The sequence below is a fragment of the Methylorubrum salsuginis genome (genome assembly GCF_900114375.1).
GTDB classification, from domain to species: domain Bacteria; phylum Pseudomonadota; class Alphaproteobacteria; order Rhizobiales; family Beijerinckiaceae; genus Methylobacterium; species Methylobacterium salsuginis.
Genome location: NZ_FOSV01000020.1, coordinates 60,991 through 86,519, shown reverse-complemented (window position 1 = coordinate 86,519; position 25,529 = coordinate 60,991). Strand labels below are relative to the sequence as shown.

General features: G+C 70.8%; 28 protein-coding genes. 15 read left to right on the top strand and 13 right to left on the bottom strand.

Annotation, left to right across the window (positions count from 1 at the left end):
* On the bottom strand, positions 1-985 hold a 985-nt coding region (locus BM140_RS19785; RefSeq protein ID WP_280142615.1), incomplete at its 3' end, for a 1-deoxy-D-xylulose-5-phosphate synthase N-terminal domain-containing protein.
* 354 nt (positions 986-1,339) lie between these two features.
* On the opposite strand from BM140_RS19785, the gene BM140_RS19780 reads away from it, so the two are divergent.
* The 4 genes from BM140_RS19780 (at position 1,340) to ettA (ending at position 4,601) form a co-directional block, all read left to right on the top strand.
* Entirely contained in the window at positions 1,340-1,606 is a 267-nt protein-coding gene (locus tag BM140_RS19780) for a hypothetical protein (RefSeq protein WP_091950292.1), read from the top strand.
* A 9-nt stretch (positions 1,607-1,615) separates the two neighbouring features.
* Positions 1,616-2,488 (top strand): DNA/RNA non-specific endonuclease, encoded by an 873-nt coding sequence (locus BM140_RS19775; protein ID WP_091950290.1) that lies wholly within the window; start codon positions 1,616-1,618, stop codon positions 2,486-2,488.
* 13 nt (positions 2,489-2,501) lie between these two features.
* Positions 2,502-2,774: a hypothetical protein gene (locus BM140_RS19770; protein WP_091950288.1), complete on the top strand. Its 273-nt coding sequence runs from the start codon at positions 2,502-2,504 to the stop codon at positions 2,772-2,774.
* A 174-nt stretch (positions 2,775-2,948) separates the two neighbouring features.
* Positions 2,949-4,601 carry an energy-dependent translational throttle protein EttA gene (gene ettA / locus BM140_RS19765; protein ID WP_091950286.1) on the top strand — a complete coding sequence of 551 codons (1,653 nt, stop codon included), beginning with the start codon at positions 2,949-2,951 and terminating at the stop codon, positions 4,599-4,601.
* 114 nt (positions 4,602-4,715) lie between these two features.
* Here the strand turns inward: ettA and BM140_RS19760 are convergent, their stop codons facing one another.
* Entirely contained in the window at positions 4,716-5,165 is a 450-nt protein-coding gene (locus tag BM140_RS19760; RefSeq protein ID WP_091950284.1) for a DMT family transporter, read from the bottom strand.
* 79 nt (positions 5,166-5,244) lie between these two features.
* Positions 5,245-5,628, bottom strand: a complete 384-nt coding sequence (locus tag BM140_RS19755; RefSeq protein ID WP_091950307.1) for a response regulator — start codon at positions 5,626-5,628, stop codon at positions 5,245-5,247.
* 275 nt (positions 5,629-5,903) lie between these two features.
* On the opposite strand from BM140_RS19755, the gene proB reads away from it, so the two are divergent.
* The 4 genes from proB to rsfS all read left to right on the top strand — a co-directional run bounded on the left by proB (position 5,904) and on the right by rsfS (position 9,658).
* Positions 5,904-7,037 (top strand): glutamate 5-kinase, encoded by a 1,134-nt coding sequence (proB, locus tag BM140_RS19750; protein WP_091950305.1) that lies wholly within the window; start codon positions 5,904-5,906, stop codon positions 7,035-7,037.
* 161 nt (positions 7,038-7,198) lie between these two features.
* Positions 7,199-8,497: a glutamate-5-semialdehyde dehydrogenase gene (locus BM140_RS19745; RefSeq protein WP_091950282.1), complete on the top strand. Its 1,299-nt coding sequence runs from the start codon at positions 7,199-7,201 to the stop codon at positions 8,495-8,497.
* Entirely contained in the window at positions 8,418-9,122 is a 705-nt protein-coding gene (locus tag BM140_RS19740; protein ID WP_091950280.1) for a nicotinate-nucleotide adenylyltransferase, read from the top strand. Before BM140_RS19745 ends, BM140_RS19740 begins: the two co-directional genes overlap by 80 nt.
* Positions 9,123-9,259: 137 nt before the next feature.
* On the top strand, positions 9,260-9,658 hold the full coding sequence (gene rsfS / locus BM140_RS19735; protein ID WP_091950303.1) for a ribosome silencing factor: 399 nt from the start codon (positions 9,260-9,262) through the stop codon (positions 9,656-9,658).
* A 142-nt stretch (positions 9,659-9,800) separates the two neighbouring features.
* Here rsfS and BM140_RS19730 read toward each other — a convergent pair whose 3' ends face one another.
* From BM140_RS19730 to BM140_RS19715, 4 genes are all read right to left on the bottom strand, one after another.
* A complete protein-coding gene (locus tag BM140_RS19730; RefSeq protein ID WP_091950278.1) occupies positions 9,801-10,352 on the bottom strand; it encodes a GbsR/MarR family transcriptional regulator in 552 nt (183 codons plus the stop codon).
* Between the two features lie 137 nt (positions 10,353-10,489).
* Positions 10,490-11,530 (bottom strand): aldose epimerase family protein, encoded by a 1,041-nt coding sequence (locus BM140_RS19725; RefSeq protein ID WP_091950275.1) that lies wholly within the window; start codon positions 11,528-11,530, stop codon positions 10,490-10,492.
* A gap of 64 nt (positions 11,531-11,594) precedes the next feature.
* Positions 11,595-13,400, bottom strand: a complete 1,806-nt coding sequence (locus BM140_RS19720; protein ID WP_091950272.1) for an ABC transporter ATP-binding protein — start codon at positions 13,398-13,400, stop codon at positions 11,595-11,597.
* Between the two features lie 85 nt (positions 13,401-13,485).
* Positions 13,486-14,007, bottom strand: a complete 522-nt coding sequence (locus tag BM140_RS19715; protein ID WP_244535517.1) for a Spy/CpxP family protein refolding chaperone — start codon at positions 14,005-14,007, stop codon at positions 13,486-13,488.
* A gap of 301 nt (positions 14,008-14,308) precedes the next feature.
* Between BM140_RS19715 and BM140_RS19710 the strand changes: the two genes are divergently transcribed.
* The 5 genes from BM140_RS19710 (at position 14,309) to rimM (ending at position 17,605) form a co-directional block, all read left to right on the top strand.
* Complete coding sequence (locus tag BM140_RS19710) at positions 14,309-14,530, top strand: eL24 family ribosomal protein (RefSeq protein ID WP_091950301.1); 222 nt, start codon at positions 14,309-14,311, stop codon at positions 14,528-14,530.
* A 19-nt stretch (positions 14,531-14,549) separates the two neighbouring features.
* A complete protein-coding gene (ffh, locus tag BM140_RS19705; protein ID WP_091950268.1) occupies positions 14,550-16,112 on the top strand; it encodes a signal recognition particle protein in 1,563 nt (520 codons plus the stop codon).
* Positions 16,109-16,444 (top strand): chorismate mutase, encoded by a 336-nt coding sequence (locus BM140_RS19700; protein WP_091950266.1) that lies wholly within the window; start codon positions 16,109-16,111, stop codon positions 16,442-16,444. Before ffh ends, BM140_RS19700 begins: the two co-directional genes overlap by 4 nt.
* On the top strand, positions 16,444-16,806 hold the full coding sequence (gene rpsP, locus BM140_RS19695; protein ID WP_091950264.1) for a 30S ribosomal protein S16: 363 nt from the start codon (positions 16,444-16,446) through the stop codon (positions 16,804-16,806). Before BM140_RS19700 ends, rpsP begins: the two co-directional genes overlap by 1 nt.
* Positions 16,807-16,936: 130 nt before the next feature.
* Positions 16,937-17,605: a ribosome maturation factor RimM gene (gene rimM / locus BM140_RS19690; RefSeq protein ID WP_091950262.1), complete on the top strand. Its 669-nt coding sequence runs from the start codon at positions 16,937-16,939 to the stop codon at positions 17,603-17,605.
* Between the two features lie 116 nt (positions 17,606-17,721).
* Here rimM and BM140_RS19685 read toward each other — a convergent pair whose 3' ends face one another.
* Positions 17,722-17,946 (bottom strand): DUF6894 family protein, encoded by a 225-nt coding sequence (locus tag BM140_RS19685; RefSeq protein ID WP_091950260.1) that lies wholly within the window; start codon positions 17,944-17,946, stop codon positions 17,722-17,724.
* Between the two features lie 497 nt (positions 17,947-18,443).
* On the opposite strand from BM140_RS19685, the gene BM140_RS19680 reads away from it, so the two are divergent.
* Positions 18,444-19,469 carry an LLM class flavin-dependent oxidoreductase gene (locus BM140_RS19680; protein WP_091950258.1) on the top strand — a complete coding sequence of 342 codons (1,026 nt, stop codon included), beginning with the start codon at positions 18,444-18,446 and terminating at the stop codon, positions 19,467-19,469.
* Between the two features lie 12 nt (positions 19,470-19,481).
* On the opposite strand, the gene BM140_RS19675 is transcribed toward BM140_RS19680, so the two are convergent.
* From BM140_RS19675 to BM140_RS19660, 4 genes are all read right to left on the bottom strand, one after another.
* On the bottom strand, positions 19,482-19,703 hold the full coding sequence (locus BM140_RS19675) for a hypothetical protein (protein WP_091950256.1): 222 nt from the start codon (positions 19,701-19,703) through the stop codon (positions 19,482-19,484).
* A gap of 313 nt (positions 19,704-20,016) precedes the next feature.
* Entirely contained in the window at positions 20,017-20,787 is a 771-nt protein-coding gene (locus BM140_RS19670) for an ABC transporter ATP-binding protein (protein WP_425287072.1), read from the bottom strand.
* Positions 20,787-21,842, bottom strand: a complete 1,056-nt coding sequence (locus BM140_RS19665; protein ID WP_091950254.1) for a FecCD family ABC transporter permease — start codon at positions 21,840-21,842, stop codon at positions 20,787-20,789. The genes BM140_RS19670 and BM140_RS19665 overlap by 1 nt, the downstream gene beginning before the upstream one ends.
* On the bottom strand, positions 21,839-22,882 hold the full coding sequence (locus tag BM140_RS19660; protein WP_091950252.1) for an iron ABC transporter substrate-binding protein: 1,044 nt from the start codon (positions 22,880-22,882) through the stop codon (positions 21,839-21,841). The genes BM140_RS19665 and BM140_RS19660 overlap by 4 nt, the downstream gene beginning before the upstream one ends.
* A 104-nt stretch (positions 22,883-22,986) precedes the next feature.
* Between BM140_RS19660 and BM140_RS19655 the strand changes: the two genes are divergently transcribed.
* Positions 22,987-23,850, top strand: coding sequence for an alpha/beta fold hydrolase (locus tag BM140_RS19655; RefSeq protein WP_091950250.1), 864 nt, complete (start codon positions 22,987-22,989; stop codon positions 23,848-23,850).
* Positions 23,851-23,853: 3 nt separating this feature from the next.
* On the opposite strand, the gene BM140_RS19650 is transcribed toward BM140_RS19655, so the two are convergent.
* Positions 23,854-25,491: a DEAD/DEAH box helicase gene (locus BM140_RS19650; protein WP_091950248.1), complete on the bottom strand. Its 1,638-nt coding sequence runs from the start codon at positions 25,489-25,491 to the stop codon at positions 23,854-23,856.
* Between the last annotated feature and the right edge of the window lie 38 nt (positions 25,492-25,529).

Here is a 25,529-nt window from a genome sequence, read left to right as displayed (position 1 = left end):
TGGCCTTCGCCTTGGCCTGCACGCCCGAGACCACGTCGAACTTGACCACGCCGTGATAGCGGTCGGCGCTGGCCTCCGCCGGGCCGTAGCCCTTGCCCTTCTGCGTGACGACGTGGAGCAGGATCGGGCCCTGGTCCGAGTCGCGCACGTTCTTGAGCACCGGCAGCAGGTGGTTGAGGTTGTGGCCGTCGACGGGCCCGACATAGTGGAAGCCCATCTCCTCGAACATCGTGCCGCCGCCGACGATCAGCGAGCGGGCATATTCCTCCGCCGCCGCCGCGCGCTCGTAGAGGGCCTTGGGCAGCAGCTTGCCGAGCTGCTTGGCCGTCTCGCGCAAGGTCCGGTAGGTGCCGCCCGAGGCCAGCCGGGCGAGATAGGCCGACATCGCGCCGACGGGGGGGGCGATCGACATGTCGTTGTCGTTGAGGATGACGATCAGGCGCGAATGCAGGGCGCCGGCATTGTTCATCGCCTCGTAGGCCATGCCCGCCGACATCGAGCCGTCGCCGATCACCGCCACCATGTTGCGGCGCCGGCCCGGCGCCTCGCCCTTCGCCTTGGCGTCGGCTTCCGCGAGGTCGCGGCCGACCGCCATGCCCAGCGCCGCCGAGATCGAGGTGGACGAGTGCGCCGCGCCGAACGGGTCGTACTCGCTCTCGGAGCGCTTGGTGAAGCCCGACAGCCCGCCGCCCTGGCGCAGCGTCCGGATGCGGTCGCGGCGGCCGGTGAGGATCTTGTGCGGGTAGCACTGGTGGCCGACATCCCAGACGATGCGGTCGTCGGGGGTGTCGAACACGTGGTGCAGCGCCACGGTCAGCTCGACCACGCCGAGCCCCGAGCCGAGATGGCCGCCGGTGACCGAGACGGCGTCGATCATCTCGGCGCGCACGGCGTCGGCGACCTTCTGCAGCTCGCTCTCCGGCAGAAGCCGCAGCCGGTCGGGCGTCTCAAGACCCTCGAGGATCGTCGTGTCCGCTAGTGCCAAAGTCTTCACCCATTTCTCGAGGGCGGCCCGGGCCGCCTGGGGCGGTTCGGGACAGGGCGGCGCAATTTCGGCGTCTCACCCCTGTCGCGGACCGCTCCGCTGATTCCTGTGCGTCCGCGAATCGGCGGCCATGCCGCCCATTTTACAGACATTCGAATGTGCACCTTATCGCGATCCGGTCACAGGATGCCATGATCCGAGTGCAACAGCGCCCAAGCATTCGCAGGATTCGTGTGTCCCGCAGGCCCACAGAGTTAAGGGAAGCCGCCTGTTTCGCGCCGCGACGGGCTTTAAGTATGGAGTCCGCGCGGTTCGATCAACATCGTGCCGCCCCGCGAAGGTGGTTCCGGCACGATGATTCCCATTCTCGCCCTTCCGATCCTGGCGCTCGGCGCCTGGGTCGCGACCGACCGGCCCGCCGCGGCGGCGGATGCCGGCCGCGCGGGCGTCGCCGTCCGATCCGACTGCGCCTGGCCGGTCCGTTGCCGCCGCCCGCCGGGGCCGCCGGACCGGGACGTGCGACCGTTCGAGGGCACCCTGCGCGGGGCGCTCGGCCGGCCTTGCGGTGTCCGCTGGCGCTACACCCCGTCCGGCCCGCGCCGGGTTCGGATCTGCTTCTAGCGCCGCCGCATGATTCTTCTTCGGATCGTCCTCGTCGCACTGCTGGCGGTCCCGCCCGGTGCAGCGCTCGCCGACACGGCCCCGGCCTGTCCGGTCCTGTTCGCGCAAGGTCGCGCACCGGTCCTCACCAATCCGAAGCTCGACGCGCGGACCGTGCCGCTCTGCTTCGATGCCTTCGCAGTGCTGCATTCCGGCGTCTCGCGCACGCCGCTCTACGCGGCCGAGCGGCTGACGCGGGCCGGCATCTCCGCGGCGCGACGGGTCGAACGGGACGATTCCTTCCACGATGAGGACCGCCTGCCCGAGGAGGACCGCGCCAGCCTCGCCGACTACGTCCATAGCGGGTTCGACCGCGGCCATCTCGCCCCCGCGGGCGACATGCCGAGCCCGGCGGCGCAGGCGCAGTCCTTCAGCCTCGCCAACATCGTGCCGCAGAACCGCACCGTGAACCGCAGCCTCTGGGCCGGCATCGAGGAGAGCGTGCGGCGCCTCGCCTCCGAGCGCGGCGAATTGTTCGTCGTCACCGGCCCGGTCTTCTCCGGTCGCAACGTCGGCTCGATCAAGGGAAGGGTGCTGGTGCCGACGCAGCTCTACAAAGCGATCTACGATCCCCGCTCCGGCGAGGCCGGGGCCTATCTGGCGGCGAACGCGGCCGGGGCCGAGTGGAAGGCGGTCTCGATCGCGGCCTTGCGCGACACCGCCGGGATCGACGTGTTCCCCGCGCTCCCCGAGGCCGCCAAGGCGAAGGCCATGGACCTGCCCGAACCGCGCGAATTCTCGCGCGACGAGGCGCGGGGGGAATCCTGGGGCGCCTTCTTTCGCCAGCTGGCCCACGATGTGCTCAAGCGCCTCTGGCGCGAGCTGATGCGGGCGATCTTTTGAGGATGAGGGCGCTATGACCCGCCGCAAAGCCGACCCCGCCTTTGTGCCTTTCGCCGACGATGCAGCGGTGCGTACGCTCGGGGATTTCTCGATCGAGAACGGGACGGCGCGCATCGCGCTGCACGGCTCCCTCGACATCACCCGCGACCGGGAGGGACTCGGACGCGCGCGCGATCTGAGGGCCGCTCTCGACGCCATCGTGACGGCGTTGGAAGGCGAGGACCTGCCGGAGAGCGTGGCCGAGGAGCCGGAGGCGGCGGCACCCGTGCGCAATCCCTTCGCGTGACGGCTCTCCTTGCCCCTGCCCGGCGGCCCTGATACTCGGACAGCAAATTCTTCACCCGTGAGCGGACGGCGCCCGCGCGGCAGCCCTGGACCAGGGCCGGCTCCGCGCGGGGCGGCGCGCATCCGCTGAAATCCGGCCCGGCCGGCACGGCCCCTCTCTCAAGGACGAGCGCTCATGGCCCGCGACTTCATCTATCACATGCGAGGTCTCAACAAGACCTACCAGGGCGGCAAGAAGGTCCTCGATAACGTCAACCTGTCGTTCTATCCCGATGCCAAGATCGGCGTGCTGGGCATCAACGGCTCGGGCAAGTCGACCCTGCTCAAGATCATGGCGGGCATCGACAAGGACTTCACCGGCGACGGCTGGGTCGCGCAGGGAGCGCGGGTCGGCTACCTGCCGCAGGAGCCGCAGCTCGATCCGAACAAGTCGGTGCGCGAGAACGTGATGGAGGGCGTGGCCGAGAAGCAGGCGCTGCTCGACCGCTACAACGAACTCGCCATGAACTATTCCGAGGAGACCGCGGACGAGATGACCGCGCTCCAGGACAAGATCGAGGCGGGCAACCTCTGGGAGCTGGATTCCAAGGTCGATCAGGCCATGGAGGCGCTGGGCTGCCCGAGCGACGAGCAGCCGGTCGCCACGCTCTCGGGCGGCGAGCGCCGCCGCATCGCGCTGTGCCGCCTGCTGCTGTGGGAGCCCGAGCTCCTGCTGCTCGACGAGCCGACCAACCACCTCGACGCCGAGACGGTGAACTGGCTCGAAGGCCATCTGCGCCAGTATCCGGGCGCGATCCTGATCGTGACCCACGACCGCTACTTCCTCGACAACGTCACGAGCTGGATCCTCGAATTGGATCGCGGCAAGGGCATCCCCTACGAGGGCAACTACTCGTCCTGGCTGGTGCAGAAGCAGAAGCGCCTGGAGCAGGAGGGCCGCGAGGATATGGCCCGCCAGCGCGCCATCGCCCGCGAGACGGAGTGGATCTCGGCCTCGCCCAAGGCCCGCCAGACCAAGTCCAAGGCGCGTATCACCCGCTACGAGGAACTGGTCGCCAAGCAGCAGCAGAAGGTCGATGCGACCGCGCAGATCGTCATCCCGATCACCGAGCGTCTCGGCCAGAACGTCATCGAGTTCAAGAACCTCAACAAGGCCTATGGCGAGCGCCTGCTGATCGAGGACCTGTCGTTCAAGCTGCCGCCGGGCGGCATCGTCGGCGTGATCGGCCCCAACGGCGCCGGCAAGACGACGTTGTTCAAGATGATCACCGGCAACGAGAAGCCCGATGCCGGCACGATCGAGATCGGCGAGAGCGTGCATCTCGGCTACGTCGATCAGTCGCGCGACGCCCTCGATCCGAACTCCACCGTCTGGCAGGAGATTTCCGGCGGCAACGACATCCTGTATTTCAACAAGCGCGAGATCAATTCCCGCGCCTATTGCGCGGCCTTTGCCTTCAAGGGCGGGGACCAGCAGAAGAAGGTCGGCGTGCTGTCGGGCGGCGAGCGCAACCGCGTGCATCTGGCCGCGACGTTGCGCAAGGGCGGCAACGTCCTGCTCCTCGACGAGCCGACCAACGACCTCGACATGGAGACCCTGCGGGCGCTCGAAGAAGGCCTGGAGGATTACGCGGGCTGCGCCGTGATCATCAGCCACGATCGCTGGTTCCTGAACCGCATCGCGACCCACATCCTCGCCTTCGAGGGCGACAGCCACGTCGAGTGGTTCGAGGGCAACTTCTCGGACTACGAGGCCGACAAGAAGCGGCGCCTGGGCACCGATTCGATCATCCCGAAGAAGCTGAAGTACAAGAAGTTTTCGCGTTAAGCGATGATCGGACGATCGCTTCGGCTCCCCCTCCGTCAACGCGGTGGAGCCGAAGCCGTGACAGGGCTCAGAGCATCGTCCCGAAAGGTGGATTCCGGCTCTCGGGACGATGCTTTAGAACAGGCTGATCAACCCGACGCCCGCGATCAGCAGCGCCGCGCCGACGAGGCGGGGGATGCCGGCCTCGTGGACCGGTACGCCCATCAGGCCGAAATGGTCGAAGGCGAGCGAGGCCAGCATCTGGCCGACGAGGATCAGGGCGATCAGCGAGGCCGCGCCGATGCGCGGCAGCAGGAACACCGAGCCGACGATGTAGAGCGCGCCGAGCAGGCCGCCGATCCAGGCATACCACGGCGCCCGCCCCACGGCCGACAGCGACGGCACGCTCTCGCGCAGGATCGCGATGACGACGAGCACCGCGATCCCGCCCACCGCGAAATTGGTGAAGCCCGCCCACAGGCCGGAGCCGAGCGCGCCGCGCAGCTTCGCGTTGGCGGCCTGCTGCACCACGAAGGCGACGCCCGCCAGGGCCGCCGCGAAGTAGAATCCGATCGTTGAGGTCAAGGGGCCGGGCTCCCGCCGCGTCAGGGTCGAGGCGGTGAAGCTGTGGCGGCCGGGCGCCGCGTCGAGCCCGGACGAGTCGCTATCGCGGCGGCAACAGGCGGCTCAGGGCGTTGAGGACCGGGGCGAGCGCCACCGGCTTTTCCAGGCACGGCAGGCCGGCATGGGCCACGGACAGGCTGGAGCATTCGTAGCCGGTCACCAGCAGGACCGGCACGCGCAGGGCGAGCAACCGGTCGACGAGGGGGTCGGCCCGCTCGCCGCGCAGGTTCATGTCGATGACCGCCCCGTCGAGTTCGGGCTCCGGCGCGAGGAGCGCCAGGGCCGAGGCGAGCGTGCCCGTGGGGCCTAGCACCGCCACGCCGGCCCGGCGCAGGCCGCCCGCGAGTTCGTCCGCCCAGAAGTAATCGTCCTCGACGACGAGCACCCGCCGATCCCGTAGGTCGCTGTCCCTGTCGCTCCTCACGGGCAACGGCTCTCTCCCGCCACACGCGGCCGTGCCTGCCGGCCGGCCATCGTCGTCCACCCTGCGTTCTACACGTTTCGTGCTGGGAAAGGAAAATTCTGGCACGCTGCATATGCCATTTTGAATGACGTATCCGATCCTTCGTGCCGGACCGGGCCGAGCGGTCGCCTGCCGTCCGGGGCGATGGCCCTGTGGCGCCACCCATGCGCCTCGCCCGTCTGGTCAAGGCGGCCCGCTTGGGGCACAGGGACGGTCTCCGCCGCAGCCTTCCCGCCATGACCGTACTTCAGCCGCCCGCCCTCGAAGAGTTCCGCCGCGTCGTCGTGAAGGTCGGCTCCGCCCTGCTCGTCGACAGCGCCCGCGGCCGCCTGCGCCATGCGTGGCTCGCCGCGCTCGCCGAGGACATCGCCGACCTGCATGCGCGCGGCGTCGATGTGCTCGTGGTCTCGTCCGGCGCCATCGCGCTCGGCCGCACCGTGCTCGGCCTGCCGCCGGGCCCGCTGCGGCTGGAGGAGAGCCAGGCCTCGGCCGCCGTCGGACAGATCGCGCTCGCCCGCCACTGGACCGAGGTGCTCGGCCATCACGGCATCGTCGCGGGGCAGGTGCTCGTCACCCCGAAGGACACCGAGGAGCGTCGCCGCTACCTCAACGCGCGGGCGACCGTGCAGAAGCTGCTCGAAGTCCGCGCCGTGCCGGTCGTCAACGAGAACGACACGGTGGCGACCATCGAGATCCGCTACGGCGACAACGACCGCCTCGCCGCCCGCGTCGCCACGATGATCGGCGCCGACGTGCTGGTGCTGTTCTCCGACATCGACGGGCTCTACACCGCCCCGCCCCACACCGATCCGGACGCCCGGCACCTGCCCGTGGTCGAGCGGGTGACGCCCGAGATCGAGGCGATGGCCGGCGGCCCGGCCTCGGAGTTCTCCCGCGGCGGCATGCGCACCAAGGTCGAGGCCGCCAAGATCGCGGCCTCGGGCGGCACCCACATGGTCATCGCTGACGGGCGCCGGAAGAATCCGCTGCGCACCATCCGCGAGGGCGGGCGCTGCACGTGGTTCCTCTCCGGTTCCACGCCCACCGCCGCGCGGAAGACCTGGATCGCGGGGGCGCTGGAGCCCTCGGGCACGCTGGTCGTCGATGCCGGGGCGGCCCAGGCGCTGCAGGGCGGAGCGAGCCTACTGCCGGTCGGCGTCACCGCCGTCGAGGGCCGCTTCGCCAAGGGCGACGCCGTGCTGATCCGCGGCCCCGAGGGGCGCGTGCTCGGCCGCGGCCTCGTCAACTACGACAGCGCCGAGGCCGCCGCCATCATCGGCCGCTCCAGCCGCGACATCGCCGCGAACGCGGCCCAGCCGGGGCGCACCGAGATGATCCACCGCGACGACCTCGCCATGGTCGGCACCTGAACGGAACCGTCGCCCGGCGCTGCGGCATGATGCAATATCGTGCTGGCAACGCGTCGCGTGTGCTTGTTCAACCCCCGCGCGTTGTGCAAAGGGGCCCATCATCGCCCATATGGCTTACGCCCGATGGGCCTCTCGATACGACAGATCAGGGAAGCGGGAACGTGCCGGTCCTGAACCTCAAGTCCGATTTCGCGGATGCCGACGACCTCGCCACCCAGATGGCCGAGATCGGCCGCCGCGCCCGCGCGGCGAGCCGCGGCATCGCCCTCGCCTCCGCCCAGGCCAAGGATCTGGCGCTGCGCGCGGTGGCGGAGAGCATCCGCAACGCCGCGCCGACGATCCTGCGCGAGAACGCCCGCGACGTGACCGCCGCCAAGGCCGCGGGCCTGACCGCCGCGATCATCGACCGGCTGACGCTGGACGAGGGCCGCGTCTCGGCCATCGCCGAGGCGGTGGAGAAGGTGGCGGCCCTCGCCGATCCGGTCGGGCGCCAGCTCGCCGCCTTCGAGCGGCCGAACGGCCTCCTGATCGAGCGCATCTCGGTGCCGCTCGGCGTCGTCGGCGTGATCTTCGAGAGCCGCCCCAACGTGACGGCGGATGCCGGCGCGCTCTGCCTCAAGGCCGGCAACGCCGCAATCCTGCGCGCGGGGTCGGATTCGCACCGCACCGCCACCGCGATCGCCACCGCCATGAGCGAGGGCTTGGCCCGCTCCGGCCTGCCCGCGGACGCGATCCAGCTCGTCCCGACCCGCGACCGCGCGGCGGTCGGCCTGATGCTGTCGGGCCTCGACGGCTGCGTCGACGTGATCGTGCCCCGCGGCGGTCGCAGCCTCGTCGAGCGGGTCCAGTCCGAGGCCAAGGTGCCGGTCTTCGCCCATCTCGACGGCATCTGCCACGTCTATGTCGGGGCGGCTGCCGACCTCGGCATGGCCCGGACCGTGCTCCTCAACAGCAAGATGCGCCGCACCGGCATCTGCGGCGCCGCCGAGACGCTGCTGGTCGATGCGGCGGTGGCCGAGACCCACCTGAAGCCGCTGGTCGAGGCCCTGCTCGATTCCGGCTGCGCCGTGCGCGGGGACGAGGCCGTCCGCGCCGCCGATCCGCGGGTGAGCCCCGCGAGCGAGGCCGATTGGCGCACCGAGTATCTCGACGCGATCATCTCGGCCCGCGTGGTCGATGGGCTCGACGCGGCCATCGCCCATATCGAGGCCAACGGCTCGCACCACACCGATGCGATCATCACCGACGACGTCGAGGCGGCGACCCGCTTCCTCAACGAGGTCGACTCGGCCATCGTCGTCCACAACGCCTCGACCCAGTTCGCCGATGGTGGCGAGTTCGGCTTCGGCGCCGAGATCGGCATCGCCACCGGCCGGATGCATGCCCGCGGGCCCGTCGGCGTCGAGCAGCTCACGACCTTCAAGTACCGCGTTCACGGCAGCGGCCAGACCCGGCCGTGACCGCCCGCTGACGGCGGCGGCTCTGCGCACCGACATCCCGCCGCCGGCCGCCCCCGGTCAGCGGATCGGCCTCTACGGCGGCTCGTTCAATCCGGCCCATGCCGGCCATCTCCATGTCGGCCGCACCGCGCTGCGGCGCCTGCGGCTCGACCGGGTGTGGTGGCTCGTCACCCCCGGCAATCCGCTGAAGGATCCGGGGCAACTGGCGCCGCTGGACGAGCGGATCGCGCAGGCACGGCGCGTCGCCACCGATCCGCGCATCATTGTGACCGGCTTCGAGGCGGCCATCGGCAGCCGCTACACCGTCGAGACCCTGGTCTGGCTGCGCCGCCACCGTCCCGATCTGCGTTTCGTCTGGATCATGGGCGCCGATTCCCTCGGCAGCTTCCACCGCTGGCGCCGCTTCGAGGAGATCGCCCGGCTGATGCCGATCGCGGTGATCGACCGCCCCGGCCACACGCTCGCCGCCCCGGCCGCCCGCGCCGCCCGGCGATATGCCGACGCCCGACTGCCGGAGTTCGAGGCGCCCGCCCTCCCCTCGCGAAAACCCCCGGCCTGGGTCTTCCTGCACGGGCCGCGCTCGGCGCTGTCCTCGACGGCGTTGCGCGCGGGTCGAAGCGCCTGAACGGCACGGGACCGCGCACGATGCTCCGCTCGGGCATGGCCGTAGGGCGTTTCGCGAACTTGAAAAGCTCCGAGAAAGCCGCCAATTTCAGCACACTGGCGGAATCGCCACGAGCCGTTCACGCAGGAACCGGGACACTGACCGACACCGTTACCCAGGGAGCCGCCGGCTCCGATGCCCAGGCCGCCGCGTCCGGCGCCCTCAAGGCCCTTGCCCTCGGCTGCCTCGACGAGATGAAGGCTGAGGAAACCGTCGAGATCGATCTCGTCGGCAAGACCTCGCTCGCCGACACGATGATCATCGCCTCCGGCCGCTCGCAGCGCCATGTCGGCTCGATCGCCGACAAGATCATCCAGGAGATGAAGAACCAGGGTTTCGGCAATGCCCGCGTCGAGGGCCTGCCGGCCTGCGACTGGGTGCTGATCGATGCGGGCGACGTGCTCGTCCACATCTTCCGCCCCGAGGTGCGCGGCTTCTACAACCTCGAAAAGATCTGGGGCTCCGACCGGCCGAGCGGGCATCTGCTCGCGGGCTGAGCCCGCGAGCACCTTGATTTCCAGTTAGCGTCGGTCGCCGGCGCCCGCCTTCGCGGGTTTGGGCTGACGCTGCGCTCGACGCCTCGGCAAAGCCGAGGCCCGCCTCGCGCCGCGGAGCCGCCGCCGCGGCTTCGAGGATGGCTTATTTCACCGGCAGATAGCGCACGATCCCGGCGCCGAGCCGGATCAGCTTGGCCAGCGTGTTGTGGGGCACCCGCAGCATCTGCGCGTACCAGCCGTCGAGCGTCTCGGTGAAGTCGAGCATCGCCTTGAGGCGCCGGTTGGCCACGGCCCCGACCGTGGGGTCGTCCTTCGCCTCTGCCACGCAGGCGCGCAAAGCCACGATGGCCGGATCGATCTCGCGTTCCTTCCGTCCCGCGGCGATGCGGGTGACCATCTCCCACAGGTCGGTCTCGGCGACGTAGAAGTCGCGTCGCTCCCCCAGCACCGGCACGCGCCGGATCAGGTGCCAGCCGGCCAACTCCTTGAGCGAGGTCGAGACGTTGGAACGGGCGATGCCGAGCGTCCCGGCGATGTCCTCGGCGGCGAGCGGACGGTCCGACAGATAGAGCAGCGCGTGGATCTGCGCGACCGAGCGGTTCACCCCCCACTGCCCGCCGAGATCGCCCCAATGCAGCACGAAGCGCTCGACGGCGGCCGGGAGCTTTTGAGGGGTGTCCGAAATTTCGGTCATGACAGAAATTTCGGATGCGAATGGACGGAAGTCAAGGACGCGGTCGTTGCGTCGCAGTGGCTTCTGTGGCGGGCGATCCGCCTGCCATCGAAGCCAAGCCCGCAGCGGCCATGCGCGGTCGTTGGGCCGCCTTCCCGTCAAACCGTCGAGAAACGATAGGTCGTGCTCGACACGAAGCGCTGCCCCGGCCGGATCACCGTGCTGGGGAAATCCGGGCGGTTCGGTGCGTCGGGAAACCCTTGCGTCTCGAAGCAGACGCCGTCGCCGGAGCGGTAGGTGCGGCCGGAGGGGCCGACCAGCGTGCCGTCGAGATTGTTGCCGGTGTAGAGTTGGAGTCCCGGCTGCGTGGTCGCGACTTCCAGCCGCCGTCCGCTGGCCGGATCGAAGCAGGTTGCCGCCGGACGTAAGGTCTCGGCGGGCCCGCGCAGCACGAAATTGTGGTCGTAGCCCTTGGCGAGGACGATCTGCGGGTCGCCCGCACGGATGCGGGCGCCGAGCGCCGTCGGCTCACGGAAGTCGAACGGCGTGCCCGCGACGGATCGGCGTTCGCCGGTCGGCACCTGGGTCGCGTCGGTCGGCGTGAAGGCATCGGCGAAGACCGCGACCTCGTGCCCGAACACGTCGCCGGCCCCCTCGCCGGCGAGGTTGAAGTAGCTGTGATTGGTCAGGTTCACGACCGTCGCCCGGTCGCTCCAGGCGCGGTAATCGATCCGGAGCGTGCCGTCCTCCGGCAGGCTGTAGACCACTTCGGCATCGAGGTTGCCCGGAAACCCCTCCTCCCCGTCCGGGCTGCGTCGCGCCAGCGCCAGCCGGGTGGCGTCGGCGGCCACGACCCGCCAGTTTCGCTTGCCGAAGCCGGCGGGGCCGCCGTGCAGGGTGTTGGGGGGCGCGTTGACCGGCAGCGTGTAGGTTCGGCCGTCGAGGGTGAAGCGCCCGCCGGCGATGCGGTTGGCGTAGCGGCCCGCCACCGCGCCGAAATGCGGGCTCAGGGTCTCGTAGGCCTCGACCGAACCGAGGGCGAGGACCACGTTGGCGACCCGTCCGCTGCGGTCCGGCACCTCGATGGCGGTGATCGCCGCGCCGTAGGTGATGATCTCCACCCGCATTGACCCGCGGGTCAGCCCGTGTCGCGTGACGACTTCGCCCGCGGCGGTGCGTCCGAACAAGGCAGGTGTCATGCGGTGCCTTCCCTCCTGGCTGCATCGTCTACGCGCGAGGGGCGGTTTGGTGGCGCCGAGGCGATCACGTCCGCGCGGGAGACGGCGCCTCGGCGTCGGTCCGTGCCGGGCCGGAATCGTCCGACAACTGAAGCCTGTGCAGTCGCGCATAGGTGCCGCCGGCCGCGACCAGTTCCTCGTGGCGGCCGAGTTCGACCACGCGGCCGGCTTCCAGCACGGCGATGCGGCCGGCCTCGCGCACGGTCGAGAGGCGGTGGGCGATGACGAGGGTGGTGCGGCCCCGCATCAGCCGCTCCAGGGCCGCCTGCACGAGATGCTCGGATTCGGAATCGAGCGCCGAGGTCGCCTCGTCGAGGAGCAGGATCGGCGCGTCCTTGAGGAAGGCGCGGGCGAGGGAGATGCGCTGGCGCTCGCCCCCCGACAGGCGCCCGCCGCTCGGGCCGACGCGGAAGTCGTAACCTTCGCCCAGCCGCTCGATGAAGCCGTGGGCGGCGGCCGCGCGGGCGGCGGCCTCGATCTCGGCGGGCGTGGCGCCGGGACGGCCGAAGCCGATATTGGCGGCAATCGTATCGTCGAACAGCACCACCTCCTGCGACACCACCGCGACGTTGGCGCGGAGCGAGGCGAGCGTCACGTCGCGCAGGTCCTGCCCGTCGATCAGCACGCGGCCTTGCGTGACGTCGTGCAGCCGCGGCACGAGGTTGAGGAGCGAGGATTTTCCGGAGCCGGAGCGCCCGACGAGGGCGGTGGTCGAGCCCGCGGGCACGACGAGATCGATGCCCTCCAGCGCCGGCGCGTCGGCGCGGTAGCGGAAATGCACCCCCTCGAACCGGATCTCGCCCGCGGTGACGGTGAGCGGCCGCGCGCCCGGCTTCTCGCGGATGGTGGGCGCCTCGTCCATCAGGGCGAAGTAGCGGGTCAGCGCGGCCGCCGCTTCTTGGAGGATCGCGTTGAGGGTGCCGAGCGCGCGGGCCGGCTGCGCCGCGAGCAGTAGGGCGGCGACGTAGCCGGTGAAGTCGCCCACCGTCCGGTCGCCCGACATCACCCGCTGGCCCACCAGCACCAGGACGCCTGCCACCGCGAAACCGCCGCCGACTTCGAGCAGCGGATCGAGCCGGCCGCGGGCGTTGGCGGCCTTCATCTTGAGGCGGCGCACCTCGTCGAGTGCCTGGGTCGCGCGGCCCTTGAGGTAGCCCTCCAGCGCGTAGGTCTTGGCGACGCGGGCGCCCTGAAGGCTCTCGGTGATGAGGCTCGCGGTGGCGCCCATCTGCTCCTGGGTCGTGGTCGAGACCCGGCGCAGCTTCTTGCCGATCTTCCCGATCGGGCCGACGACGAACGGCACCGTGACGGCGGCGGCGAGCGTCAGCAGCGGGTCCATCCAGACCAGCGCGATCACCAGCGCGATCAGCATGGCGAGGTCGCGCAGCAGCACCGTCGAGATGCGGGTCAGCGCCTCCTTGATGAAGGCGAAGTCGGTGGTGAAGCGCTGGGTGAAGGCGGCCGGGCTCTCGCGGCCGAGCTGCGCTAGGTCGGCCTCGATCAGGTGGCCGTAGAGGGCGGCCTGCATGTCGGCCTCGACGCGGGTGACGACCCGGTTGGTCAGCACCGTCTGCCCGAACAGGGCGAAGCCCCGCACGGAGGTGACCGCGATGACGACGAGCGGGCCGTAGGCGAGCGCGGAGGAATCCTTGTGATCGAAGGCGTCGAAGGCGGCCTTGATCAACGCCGGGTAGAGGCCGGTCGCGGCGCCGACGATCGCGATCAGCACCAGCACCACGGCGAGCGTGCCGCGATGGGGCGAGAGCCATTCGCGCCAGAGCCGGCCGAGCAGGGGAAGGGTGTCGCCCCTCAGGAGCGGCCGGCGCGCCATATCGTTCCGTATCTTTCCGCGGGAAGCCGGAGGGCTCCCCGCGGGGGTTTGCCGCCGTAACGGCTGCGGATCAAGCGCGGGGGGTTCAGTCGCGGCCGTGGCGATGATGCCAGCCGCGGCCCTCCCCGCCGTGACGCAAGGGCCGGGCGAGCACCATGGCGCGGCGCTTCTGCCCTTCGTCCAGGGTGGAGAAGAGCGGCGTCGTGGCGTCCGCCAGCTTGCGCAGGGCCTCACCGCGGGCGGTCGCGGCATCCGCCATGCCCCGCAGCGCCCCGGGGGCGTCGTCCACCATGCGACCGCGCTCGCGGCGGGCGGTACGCTGCGCGTCGCGCTGTTTGGCGAGGTCGCGGATCGCCGCCTCGACCGGCGGCCACAGCTTCTCCTGATCGGGGGTGAGTTTCAGCCCGGTGCGCAGGGCCGCGATGCGGGCATCGGTGAAGGCCGCCCGATCCTCCGGCGACAGCGCGTTCCAGCGCCCGTGCATGCGGCCTTGCCAATGGCCGCGGGCGAACGGATCGGGCCGCTCGTTGGCCTGCGCCGCGAGCGCCACGGAGCCGATCCCGATCAGCCCGAGGGCGGCCGCACCCATCATTCTGCGATTCAGCATGGATGATCTCCATCCCGTGAGACACTTCCCCCGAAGTGCCCGGAGAATGGACAAGCTCGCCTCACCGCAGGATGTCCGGCACATGACAGGTTGTCCATGATCGGGCGGCCTCGCCGGGACGCCGGGATTGACTTCGTCGTTCGTCGCGCCTATCCGCCCGAACTCCATTTCGACGTTCGATCGTCACGAAGAGCCGCCGCCCGGCCCGAGAGGCCGGAGGTCAACGCCCGACAGCGCGTCCGCGCCCTCGGGCGCACTCGTCGTTGCCGTGAAGACGCCGAAGCCGAACCCCGAGGCCGCCATGGCGCCCGCCACCGATCCGACGCTCCGCATCGAAGATGCGGTCAACGATCTCTGCCCCTGGTCGGGCAAGCCGATCGTGCCCGAGGCGCTGACGCTGTACAACGGCGCCGTGGTCGGCTTCTGCAACACCGAGTGCCGGGACAAGTTCGCCCGCGCGGTCGCGGCGTTCGAGGACGCGTTGCGCGCCCGCCGCGTGGCCAATGCCGGCCTTCACCAGTAGCACGGGCTGATCGCGACGCATGTTCGAAGGCCTTTCCGACCGCCTTTCCGGCATCCTCTCCGGGCTGACGCGCCGCGGCGCGCTGACGGAGGCCGACGTCACCGCCGCGATGCGCGAGGTGCGCCGCGCCCTGCTGGAAGCCGACGTGGCGCTCGAAGTGGTGCGCGACTTCACCGACAAGGTGCGCGAGAAGGCGGTCGGCGCCGTCGTGCTCAAGTCGGTGACGCCCGGCCAGATGGTGGTGAAGATCGTCAACGACGAACTCATCACCATGCTCGGCACCGATGCCGGCATCATCGACCTCAACGCGCCCGCCCCCGTCGCCATCCTGATGGTCGGCCTCCAGGGCTCGGGCAAGACCACCACCACCGCCAAGATCGCCCGTCGGCTGGCGAGCCGCGACAAGCGCCGGGTTCTGCTGGCCTCGCTCGATACCCGCCGCCCGGCGGCGATGGAGCAGCTCGCGGTTCTGGCGAAGCAAGTGGAGGTCGAAAGCCTGCCGATCGTCGCCGGCCAGTCGGCGGTGCAGATCGCCCGACGCGCCATGGAAGCCGCGCGTCTGGGCGGCTTCGACGTGGTGATGCTCGACACCGCCGGCCGCACCACGGTCGACGAGGGCCTCATGAACGAGGCCGCCGAGGTGAAGGCGGCGACCAACCCCCATGAGACCCTGCTGGTGGCCGACGCGCTCACCGGCCAGGACGCGGTCAACACCGCCCGCGCCTTCGACTCGCGGCTCGGCGTCACCGGCATCGTGCTGACCCGCATGGACGGCGATTCCCGCGGCGGCGCGGCGCTCTCCATGCGCGCGGTCACCGGCAAGCCGATCAAGCTCGTCGGCGTCGGCGAGAAGGTCGACGCGCTGGAGGAGTTCCACCCTCAGCGCGTGGCCAACCGCATCCTCGGCATGGGCGACATCGTCTCGCTGGTCGAGAAGGCGGCGGAGACCATCGACCACGAGCAGGCCCTGCGCACCGCCGAGAAGATGCGGAAGGGCAAGTTCGATCTCGAAGACCTGTCGATGCAGCTCGCCCAGATGGAGAAGATGGGCGGCATCGGCGGCCTGATGGGCATGCTGCCCGGCATGGGGCAGATCAAGAAGCAGGTCGAGGGCGCCAATCTCGACGAGAAGATGTTCAAGCGCCAGCGCGCCATCATCTCGTCGATGACCCCGCAGGAGCGCAAGAACCCCGACCTTCTCAAGAATTCCCGCAAGAAGCGCATCGCGGCGGGTGCCGGCGTCAAGGTCGAGGAGATCAACAAGCTCCTCAAGATGCACCGGACCATGGCCGACATGATGAAGGCGATGGGATCGGGCAAGCGCGGCGGCATCGGGCAAGCGCTCGGCAACATGTTCGGGCTGGGCGGCGGCATGCCGGGCGGGATGCCAGGGGGTATGGGCCTGCCGCCGGGCATGCCCGAGCCGACGCCGGAGCAGATCGCGCAGATCGAGAAGCAGTTCGGCGGCAAGCTGCCGCCGATGCCCCCTGGTATGGGGGGCGGCAAGATGCCGGGCCTACCGGGCCTGGGCGGTCCCAAGCTGCCGGGTCTCGGCGGCTTCCTGCCGGGCAAGAAGAAATGAGCATCCTGTCCGGGCAGGGGGTCGACCCCGAACTCGCGCGCCTGCGCGACAGCATCGACAACTTCGATGCCGCGCTGATCCATCTGCTCGCCGAGCGCTTCCGCTGCACGCAGCGGGTCGGCGAGCTGAAGGCCCGCAAGGGCCTGCCTCCCTCCGATCCGGACCGGGAGGCGCGTCAGGTCAAACGCCTGAGAAACCTCGCGGTCGAGGCCAAGCTCGACCCCGATTTCGCCGAGAAATTCCTCGCCTTCGTGGTCAAGGAAGTCATCCGGCACCACCAGACGATCGCGCTCAACGCCGATCTGAACAAAGACACCGAAAGGAACGACTGATGTCCCTCAAGATCCGCCTCACCCGCGGCGGCGCCAAGAAGCGCCCCTACTACCGCATCGTCGTCGCCGACGCCCGCGCCCCCCGCGACGGCCGCTTCATCGACAAGGTCGGCGCCTACGACCCGATGAAGGCCAAGGACGATCCGGCCCGCATCGTGCTCGACAACGAGAAGATCCAGTCCTGGCTCGCCAAGGGCGCGCAGCCGACCGACCGCGTCCTGCGCTTCCTCGACGCCGCCGGCCTCGCCAAGCGCCCGGCCCGCAACAACCCGCAGAAGGCCGAGCCGGGCGAGAAGGCCAAGGAGCGCGCCGCTAAGCGCGCCGAGAAGGCCGCCGCCCCGGCCGAAGACGCCGCGGCCTAAAGCACAGCACCAACCCTCCCGCAACGGATCTCGGGCTTGCCCGAGATCCGCCAGCCCTTGCCCAAATCGGGCAAGCCCGACTTGGGTGGGGGAGGGTTTTTCTCGCGGTCTTCTTGTCGAGGCATCCCGCATGGCCCGCCGTCCCGGCTCCTCCTCCCGCGGGCCCGCACGGCCCGAGCCGTTGGGTGCCAAGGCCGTCACTTCGGCGCGCAAGCCCGCCGCCAAGCCGACGCCGCCCGCCTCCCCCGATCCCGACCTCGTCCTGCTCGGCGAATTCGGCCGTCCGCACGGCCTGCACGGCGAGGTGCGCCTCAAATCCTATACCGGTGAGCCCACGGCCATCGCGGGCTACGGCCCCTTGCGCCTGCCCGATGGCCGGACGGTCGAACTGGAAGACGCCCGCCAAGCGCCGGGCGGCTCGCCCGACCTGCTGATCGTGCGGGTCAAGGGCGTGACCGACCGCAATGCCGTCGAGGCGTTGAACCGTCTCACTCTCGCGGTGTCCCGCGCGCGTCTCGGGCAGGCGGCGGAGGAGGACGAGTTCTTTCTCGCCGACCTGATCGGGCTCACCGTGGAGGATGCGGGCGGCACCGCGATCGGCACCATCGTCGCCGTGCCGAATTACGGTGGCGGCGATCTCCTGGAGATTCGCCCGGCGGCCGGCGGGCCGACGGCGCTCCTGCCCTTCACCAAAGCCTTCGTCCCGACCCTCGACATCCCCGGCGGTCGCGTCGTCGCCGATGCCCCCGAAGACCTGTTCGCCCCACCGGGGCCGAAGCCCGCCGACGATCCGGGTTGAGGCATCGCCTTTCTGTCGAAAGCCCGCTCCCACCGTTCGGGCCGTTGCTCCGGAGTATCGGCTCGGATCCGAGATCGCGCGCTCGTCCAAGGAGAGGAGCCGGATCGGCTGCGCCTTCAAATCCGAAGATCGAACGGCAGATCGAACAGCAGGCTGTGATCGACGTAGGAGACCCGCAAGGTATGCTCCCGCGCCCCGTTCGGCAGGCAATCCTCCTCACGTAAGGAACGGATCATGTCGCGGGCGGCGCGGAAGGCCATGCCGCAATCCGGGCAGTCGCGCGTTTCGGTCGGGCCGATCCGCTCCCCGTTCCGGCACAACTCGAAATGAAAGATCGTCATCCGGGCGCGGGGCTCCGAGGCGAATTCGGAACGCCTCTTTGCAAGGCCCGCGCCGCGCATCTTGAATACGGTGGAAACGGACCGCCGGAATTGAAAAAGCCCGCCGGCTCACGCCGGCGGGCTTTTTCTTGCAAGGACCACGCTGCCTCTCGCGCGCCGGGAGCTACGGCCTCACCCTCGGATGGGCGGGGGAACTCGACCGGCCGCGGCGCCTGGGGCGGCCACTATCCCTGCCGGTTGTGGTTGGGTGGCTTGTCCTGATCCGCGTCGGCGGTGCGCGCAGTGGAGACGATATTGCCCTGATGTCTCATGGCCAACCTCCTTACTCGCTGAGACGGCGCCGCGAAGCGCCGATGACCAAAAGCTAGGACGGGTTCGGGGCATCGCGCAAGCCCCCGTCTTGCGGATTCTGTCGCGGCTCACGATCTCGCATCCCGGGAGGGGGAAAGAACCGTTGCGTACGGCAGCGGGGTGAAAGCGTTCGGAAAGTTTTGTTCATGTCCCTCCCGCCCCTCTCCGTCCTCGACCTCGCGCCGATCCCCGAGGGCGGCACCGCCCGCGACGCCCTCGACCGCAGCCGGGCCCTGGCACGGCACGCCGAAGACCTCGGCTATCGTCGGTTCTGGCTCGCCGAGCACCACAACATGACCGGCATCGCCAGCGCGGCGACCGCCCTGGTGATCGGCCACGTGGCGGCGGGCACGCGAGCCATCCGTGTCGGCGCGGGCGGCATCATGCTGCCCAATCACGCGCCGCTGACAGTGGCCGAGCAGTTCGGCACGCTGGCCACCCTCTTCCCCGACCGGATCGATCTCGGCCTGGGCCGCGCCCCCGGCACCGACGGGGCGACGCTGCGGGCGCTCCGCCGCGACTATGGGGCCGCCGATATTTTTCCGCAGGACGTGCTGGAGGTGCAGGCCTTCCTCGACGATCCGCAGCCGGGCCAGGCGGTCCGGGCGGTGCCCGGCGCGGGCACCCGGGTGCCGTTGTGGATTCTGGGATCGAGCCTGTTCGGAGCCGAACTCGCCGGGATGCTGGGGCTGCCTTACGCCTTCGCCTCCCATTTCGCGCCCGACGCGCTGCTTCCCGCGCTGGAGACCTACCGCGCCCGCTTCCGCCCCTCGGCACAGCTCGAAAAGCCCTACGCCATGGTGGCGATCAACGGGATCGCGGCGGACAGCGAGGCGGAAGCGCGCCGCCTGTTCACGACGCCGCAGCAGGCCTTCACCAACCTCCTGCGCGGCACCCGCGGCCTGCTGCCCGCGCCGATCGATGACATCGAGACCTATTGGTCGGGGCCGGAGAAGCGTCAGGCGTCGCGGATGCTGGCCCGTTCCCTGGTCGGCACAGCCGGGACGATCCGGGCCGGGCTCGAGCGGCTGACCGCCGAGACAGGGGCCGACGAGATCATCGTGGCCAGCGCGATCCACGACCACGCGGCGCGGCTGCGCTCCTACGCGATCCTGGCCGAGGCGCATGGCGCCCTCGACGGCGTGGAGGAAGGCCGCCGCTCGGCCGCGTAACGTCCGGAAGGATCAGGCGGCGCGGGCGCGGGGCATCTCACGGGCGTCCCGCTGGCCGAACATCACCTGATAGAGGGCGGCGGGGCTGTAGCAGCGGCCCTGCCCGTCCGTGATCCGCACCTCCGCCATGCCGGAGGTGGCGAGCGACAAGCCCTGCTCCAGGGCGCTGAGCATCGAGCCGTGCTGCCAGGAATAGACCCGCGGGGCGGCGCCGGCGGTGACGGTGAAACTCACGGGACGGGTTCCGGTGCTGTTGCAGTGCGGTGCGCGGCGGCCCGCATCGTGCGGCCCCGGCCTCGACTGCCGATACGGTCTGTTGACCACGCGATAGTGGCTCTTGGTTGACGAACTCTTCGCGAAATCTGACTTTTTCGGTGGCGGAAGCGCGGGCGCCCCGTGGCGGCGATGTGGCGCAGGGGTCCGAACCCCGCCCGCCGACGCGTTGCCGCAACGCACGCGGGTCCTGCCCGTCGCCACCAGATGGGGTTCGGCGAGCGCAATCCGAAGCCGACGGTGTGGTGAGGGATCGGGCGGGGGCGATCCCGCTTCACGCAAGCACCGGCGCGCACACCGCCCGCCCTTCCCCCGGCAGCGGCACCACCGCGACCTCCACGCCGTAGAGCAGCTGCAGCGTCTCCGGCGTCACCGTCTCCGCAGGCGCCCCGAGCCCCGCGAGGCGCCCGCCGTGGAGCAGGGCCACCCGGTCGGCGCAGAGGAAGGCGTGGCCGGGATCGTGGGTCGAGAGCACCACGGCGATGCCGTGGGCCGACAGGCGCCGCACCTGCCCCAGGACGCGGGCCTGATTGCCGAAATCGAGGCTCGCGGTCGGCTCGTCCATGACGAGGAGGCGCGGCTCTCCGGCGAGTGCGCGTGCGATCAGCGCGAGCTGGCGCTCGCCGCCGCTGATCTCGGTGTAGACCCGCTCCGAGAGATGGCCGATGCCGAGCATCGTGAGCGCCCGCTCGGCCGCCGCGTGATCGGCGGGGCCGGGGCTGGAAAAGGCGGAGAGCCGGCTGGCGCGGCCCATCACCACCACCTCCCGCACCCGGAACGGGAAGAACGCCGCATGGGCCTGCGGCACGTAGGCGATTGTCTGGGCGATGTCCCGTCGCGGCAACCCGGCGAGGTCGGTGCCGTCCAGGAGAACGCGGCCGGCGAGCGGCGGCAGCAGGCCGAGCATCGTCTTGAACAGGGTGGTCTTGCCGCCGCCGTTGGGCCCGAGCAAGCACAGGGTCTCCCCGGGGGGCAGCGTCAGGCTGATGCCCGAACCGACGGTCTTCGGGCCGTAGCCGAACGTAAGATTTTCCAGTTCGAGCATCAGGCCCAGCCGCGCTTGGCGGTGGCGAGCAGCCACAGGAAGAACGGCGCGCCGACCAGCGCCGTGAGGATGCCGAGCGGCACCTCGATGGTGGCGACGGTGCGGGCCAGGAGATCGACCGCGGTGAGGTAGCCGGCGCCCAGCAGCAGCGAGGCCGGCAGCAGGCGGCGGAAATCGGGACCGACCAGCAGGCGGGCGACGTGCGGGACGATCAGCCCGACCCAGCCGATCACGCCCGTCACCGAGACGGCCGCCGCGGTCACGAGGGTCGCGGCGGCCACCAGCATCGGGCGGATCACCCGCGTCTCGACGCCAAGCGCGCGGGCCTCCTCGTCGCCCAGGCTCATCAGGTTGACGCGCCAGCGCAGCAGCACCAGCGGGATCAGGCCGATCCCCATCGCGGGCAGGATCGCGCCGAGATCGCCGCGGTTGACGGAAGCGAGGCTCCCGAGCAGCCAGAAGGTGATGGCGGGCAGCTGGTTGTAGGGATCGGCCAGCACCTTGAGGAGCGCGATGCCGGCCCCCAGCAGCGCGCCTACGGCGACGCCCGCCAGCACCAGCGTCAGCACCGGATCGGACGCGCCCCGCCGCCGCACCGCGATGCCGACGCCGTAGACGACCGCCACCGCACCGAGCCCGCCCGCGAAGGCGAGCCCCTGGATCCATGCTGCCGGCAGGGTCAGCACGATGCCGAGCACCGCCCCGAGGCTCGCCCCCGCGGAGACCCCCAGGATGTCCGGTGAGACCAGGGGATTGCGAAACAGCCCCTGATAGGTCGCCCCGGCGGCGGCGAGCCCGGCCCCGACGACGAGCGCGCCGAGCACGCGGGGCAGGCGCACCTGCAGCACCACGGTCTGCGCGGTCGGATCGACCGAGGAGGCAAGGCCGAAGGCCTTCGCGAGCAGCAGCGAAAAGACGTCGGCGAGTGGCACGGGGTAGCGGCCGGTCCCGAGGGAGACGAGCACCAGCAGGAGCAGCGCCAGCACCGGCAGGGCCGCGAGGCTCCACCCCGCGAGGCGCCGCCGGGCCGGGATGGCGGCCACAACCTCGCTCATTGCGGCTTGGCCAGCGGCGCGGTGGCGGCCAGCAGCGCCTCGATCTGCGCCGGGCTCGGCTCGACGTGGTAGAAAAGCCGGTAGAAGCCGCGCACGGCCTCCGGCAGCGGCTCCTTGAATTGGTCGGGGAAGAACAGGCCGGCGAGCCAGCGCAGGCCGATCAGGCGATTGACGCCCGGCGGGGCATCGACCCAGCCGAAGGGCAGCACCGGGGCGGCGTAGACCTTCCCCTCCTTCACCGCCTTGAGCCCGCTCCAGAGCGGGTCTTTCGGCAGGCTCGCGGCGAAAGCCGGATCGAGCAAAAGGATCACGTCCGGATTCCAGGCGAGCACCTGTTCGGGCGAGATGCCGGCGAGCCCGCCCATCCCCTCCGAGGTCGCGACGTTGCGCCCGCCCGCCGCCTCGATGATCTCGGTGTTGATCGAGCCGGAAAGCCCCGTCTCCAGCCCCCGGGGCCCGCGCCCGTAATAGACCCGCGGGCGCCGCTCTGGCGGCACCGCGGCGACGGCCTCGGCCACCGTCTTCAGGATTTTTTCGGATTCCGCGGCGAGCGCCTCGCCCTCGGCCTCCGCGCCGATCAGGGTGCCGAGCGTGCGGTAGGTCTCGGGCACCTTGGAAAAGCTGCCGTCGAGCAGGATGTAGGGGATGCCGGTCTGCGCCTGCACCCGGTCGGCCAGCGAGGCGTAGGTCGCGCCGGTGCTGCCGACATCGACGATGAGGTCTGGCTTCAAGGCCAGCACCGCCTCGACGTTGGCGGTGCCGCCCCGCCCGGTCAGCCGCCCGGTGGATGGCAATGCCGCCGTCTCGGGTGTGAGGAAGGCACTCTCCTCGGGGCGCGGCGCGCGGGGCCAGCCGATCATTGTCTTCGGCGCCAGGGTGTAGAGCAGCACTGCGGCGGGCGGGCCGGCGGCGAGCACCCGCTCGATCCTGTCCGGCACCTCGACCCGGCGCCCGGCGGCGTCGGTGACGGTGCGGCTTTGCGCCGAAGCGACGCCCACGGTCAGGCAGGCGAGCGCGAGCAGGCAGCGCAGCAGGGGCATCGAAGGGGGCCTCGTGATCTCAGGCCCTCTATAGCGGGTCCGGCGCCGGCCCGAACCCCGCCGACCCTGCAGCGTTCGCCGCATGACCCCTTTACGTGGACCCCATGCCCGATCCCGAACTCCGCCACCGCCACGTTCCGCTCGGCCCCGTGCGCCTTCACGTCGCCGAGGCCGGTCCCGCGGACGGGCCGGCGACGATCCTGCTGCACGGCTTTCCCGAATCCCGGCGCGGCTGGCGCCGCCAGATCGGCCCGCTCGCGGAAAGCGGCCTGCGCCTCGTCGTGCCGGACCAGCGCGGCTACGGCCTCAGCGACCGGCCACGGGGCATCGAGGCGTATCACCTCGACCGGCTCGCCGCGGACGTGATCGCGCTGGCCGATGCCTGCAACTTCGAAAAATTTCGACTCGTCGGGCACGATTGGGGCGCCCTCGTCGCGTTCTGGACCGCGAGCTTTTATCCCGAGCGCGTCGAGCGGCTGGCGGCGCTCAACGGCTTCCATCCGGGGGTGTTCGGGCCGTATCTCCTGCGCCATCCGGGGCAGGTCCTGCGCAGCACCTATGCCGGTCTGTTCCAGTTGCCCCTCGTCCCCGAGCGTCTGCTCACCGCCCGCGATTGTCTGGGCTTACGCGAGATGCTGCGCCGCTCCGCCCGGCCCGGCACCTTTTCGCAGGCCGATCTCGACCGTTACGCCGAGGATTGGCGCCGCCCCGGCGCGGTGACGGCGATGCTCGACTGGTACCGGGCGCTCGCCCGCCTGCCTCGGGATCAGACCCCGCCGCGGGTTGCGGCACCGACGCTGATCCTATGGGGCCGGCGCGATCCGGCGCTCCAGCCGGGGCTGGCCGAGGCGAGCCTCGCCCTGTGCGAGCGGGGCCGGGTGAAGTGGATTCCGGACGCGACCCACTGGGTGCAGCACGAGGCGGCGGACGCGGTGAACGCGGCGCTGATCGATTTTCTGCGGGCGTGAGGTCTACGCCGCCAACCCGCCCCACCGCCGCACATCCCGAAACCTTCGCCCGTCCGGAAACCGCAGCTCGACGCTCTCCGACAGCCGGCCCGCGGCCTCGATCCGCACGGAATCGGGGCGTTCCAGCTCGTCCTGCCGTTCCAGGGCCTCCGCGACCGTGAGCGGCACCGGCTCGGCCCCGCCGCAGGCGCGCCACCACGCCACCGCCCGCTCGCGGGCATGGCCCGAGTGTTCCACGCACACCTCCATGCGGCAGCCGCCGCCGGGCCAGCGCAACACCGCTTCCAGCCGGTCGGGACCGTGGCCGCCGGGGCCGGGGGCGAGGCTCCAGGCCGTCACGGAGCGCCAGCCCGCGATGGTCTCGGACAGGATCGGCAGCGCGTCCTCGGCGGTTGCCGCGTGGGGCGCCTCGGCGTCCTCGGCCTCCGGCTCGACCCAGCAGGCCTCGCAGGTGCTGGCGTTGAGCGCGATCAGCGCGCCGCAGCCGGGGCAGGGTTTTGCGCGGGCCGCGCCTCCCACAGCCGGCCCTAAAGCGACGCTGCGCGCGGTCACGGCATCGACCGGGCCGTGCATCCGGACCAAGCCGGCATAGTCGAGGACGAGCCCGTCGGACTTCCCCGGCGCGCGGCGGAGCGCCCGGCCGACCTGCTGCACGTAGAGCCCGGCCGATTGCGTCGGGCGCAGTAGCGCGATCAGATCGACCTCCGGCACGTTGAACCCGGTCGACAGCACCCCGACCGAGGTCAGGCAGCGGATCTTGCCCGCCCGGAAGTCGCGCACGATGCGGTCGCGCTCGCGCTTGCCCATCTCGGCCGTGACGGTCTCGCAAGAAAACCCTTGTTCCCGCACCGCGTCGCGCACGGCGCCCGCGTGATCGATGCCGGCGCAGAAGGCGAGCCAGGCCCGGCGATCCCGCCCGTAGGCCGCCATCTCCTCCACCGCCGCGCGGGTGATCCAGTCGCGGTTGACCGCGGCCTCCAGCGCCGAGGGGATGTAGTCGCCGCCGCGCTGTCCGACGCCCGAGACGTCGAGGGTGAGCGCGGTGGCCTTGCAGATCAGCGGCGCGAGAAAACCCTGCCCGATCAGGTCGCCGACGGCGGATTCGTGGACGATGCGCTCGAACACCCGGCCCTCGCCCTCGTCGAGGCGGCCGGAATCGAGCCGGTAGGGCGTGGCGGTGAAGCCCGCGACCTTGAGGTCCGGATTGCCGGTGCGAAGCCCGGCGAGGAAGCGCCCATAGCCGGTCTCGGCCGAGCGCGGCACCAGATGGGCCTCGTCGATGACGACGAGGTCGGTCCCCTCGAACAGGGACGCGCGGTCGCGCACCGACTGGATCGAGGCGAAGGTGACCGGCGCCCCGCTCTCGCGCCGCCCGAGCCCGGCCGAGAAGATGCCGGCGGGCGCCGCGGGCCAGTAGGCCAGCAGTTCGGCGTGGTTCTGCGCCACGAGTTCGCGGACATGGGCGAGCACGCAGATGCGGGCCCCCGGCGCCCGCTCCAGCCATTCGCGCACGAGGGCGGCGATCACGAGCGCCTTGCCGGCGCCCGTCGGCAGCACGACGAGGCCGGGCCCGCCCTTCGCGTCCCAGTGCCGTTGGAGCGCGTCGAGGGCGGCGCGCTGATACTCGCGAAGGCGCAGCATGGCGCGCCGTTTAGCCAAGCCGGGACGCGGAGAACAGA

Bases quoted from the DNA above. Each gene is read 5' to 3' on its own strand.
- ettA (WP_091950286.1), top strand. From the start codon at position 2,949: ATGGCCCGCGACTTCATCTATCACATGCGAGGTCTCAACAAGACCTAC.
- BM140_RS19670 (WP_425287072.1), bottom strand. From the start codon at position 20,787: ATGCTCGAACTGGAAAATCTTACGTTCGGCTACGGCCCGAAGACCGTC.
- BM140_RS19655 (WP_091950250.1), top strand. From the start codon at position 22,987: ATGCCCGATCCCGAACTCCGCCACCGCCACGTTCCGCTCGGCCCCGTG.
- BM140_RS19650 (WP_091950248.1), bottom strand. From the start codon at position 25,491: ATGCTGCGCCTTCGCGAGTATCAGCGCGCCGCCCTCGACGCGCTCCAA.
- BM140_RS19715 (WP_244535517.1), bottom strand. From the start codon at position 14,007: ATGCTGAATCGCAGAATGATGGGTGCGGCCGCCCTCGGGCTGATCGGG.
- BM140_RS19725 (WP_091950275.1), bottom strand. From the start codon at position 11,530: ATGACACCTGCCTTGTTCGGACGCACCGCCGCGGGCGAAGTCGTCACG.
- rpsP (WP_091950264.1), top strand. From the start codon at position 16,444: ATGTCCCTCAAGATCCGCCTCACCCGCGGCGGCGCCAAGAAGCGCCCC.
- BM140_RS19700 (WP_091950266.1), top strand. From the start codon at position 16,109: ATGAGCATCCTGTCCGGGCAGGGGGTCGACCCCGAACTCGCGCGCCTG.
- BM140_RS19730 (WP_091950278.1), bottom strand. From the start codon at position 10,352: ATGACCGAAATTTCGGACACCCCTCAAAAGCTCCCGGCCGCCGTCGAG.
- BM140_RS19770 (WP_091950288.1), top strand. From the start codon at position 2,502: ATGACCCGCCGCAAAGCCGACCCCGCCTTTGTGCCTTTCGCCGACGAT.
- ffh (WP_091950268.1), top strand. From the start codon at position 14,550: ATGTTCGAAGGCCTTTCCGACCGCCTTTCCGGCATCCTCTCCGGGCTG.
- proB (WP_091950305.1), top strand. From the start codon at position 5,904: ATGACCGTACTTCAGCCGCCCGCCCTCGAAGAGTTCCGCCGCGTCGTC.
- BM140_RS19685 (WP_091950260.1), bottom strand. From the start codon at position 17,946: ATGACGATCTTTCATTTCGAGTTGTGCCGGAACGGGGAGCGGATCGGC.
- BM140_RS19665 (WP_091950254.1), bottom strand. From the start codon at position 21,842: ATGAGCGAGGTTGTGGCCGCCATCCCGGCCCGGCGGCGCCTCGCGGGG.
- BM140_RS19710 (WP_091950301.1), top strand. From the start codon at position 14,309: ATGGCGCCCGCCACCGATCCGACGCTCCGCATCGAAGATGCGGTCAAC.
- BM140_RS19720 (WP_091950272.1), bottom strand. From the start codon at position 13,400: ATGGCGCGCCGGCCGCTCCTGAGGGGCGACACCCTTCCCCTGCTCGGC.
- BM140_RS19775 (WP_091950290.1), top strand. From the start codon at position 1,616: ATGATTCTTCTTCGGATCGTCCTCGTCGCACTGCTGGCGGTCCCGCCC.
- BM140_RS19740 (WP_091950280.1), top strand. From the start codon at position 8,418: ATGCCCGCGGGCCCGTCGGCGTCGAGCAGCTCACGACCTTCAAGTACC.
- BM140_RS19660 (WP_091950252.1), bottom strand. From the start codon at position 22,882: ATGCCCCTGCTGCGCTGCCTGCTCGCGCTCGCCTGCCTGACCGTGGGC.
- BM140_RS19680 (WP_091950258.1), top strand. From the start codon at position 18,444: ATGTCCCTCCCGCCCCTCTCCGTCCTCGACCTCGCGCCGATCCCCGAG.
- BM140_RS19780 (WP_091950292.1), top strand. From the start codon at position 1,340: ATGATTCCCATTCTCGCCCTTCCGATCCTGGCGCTCGGCGCCTGGGTC.
- rimM (WP_091950262.1), top strand. From the start codon at position 16,937: ATGGCCCGCCGTCCCGGCTCCTCCTCCCGCGGGCCCGCACGGCCCGAG.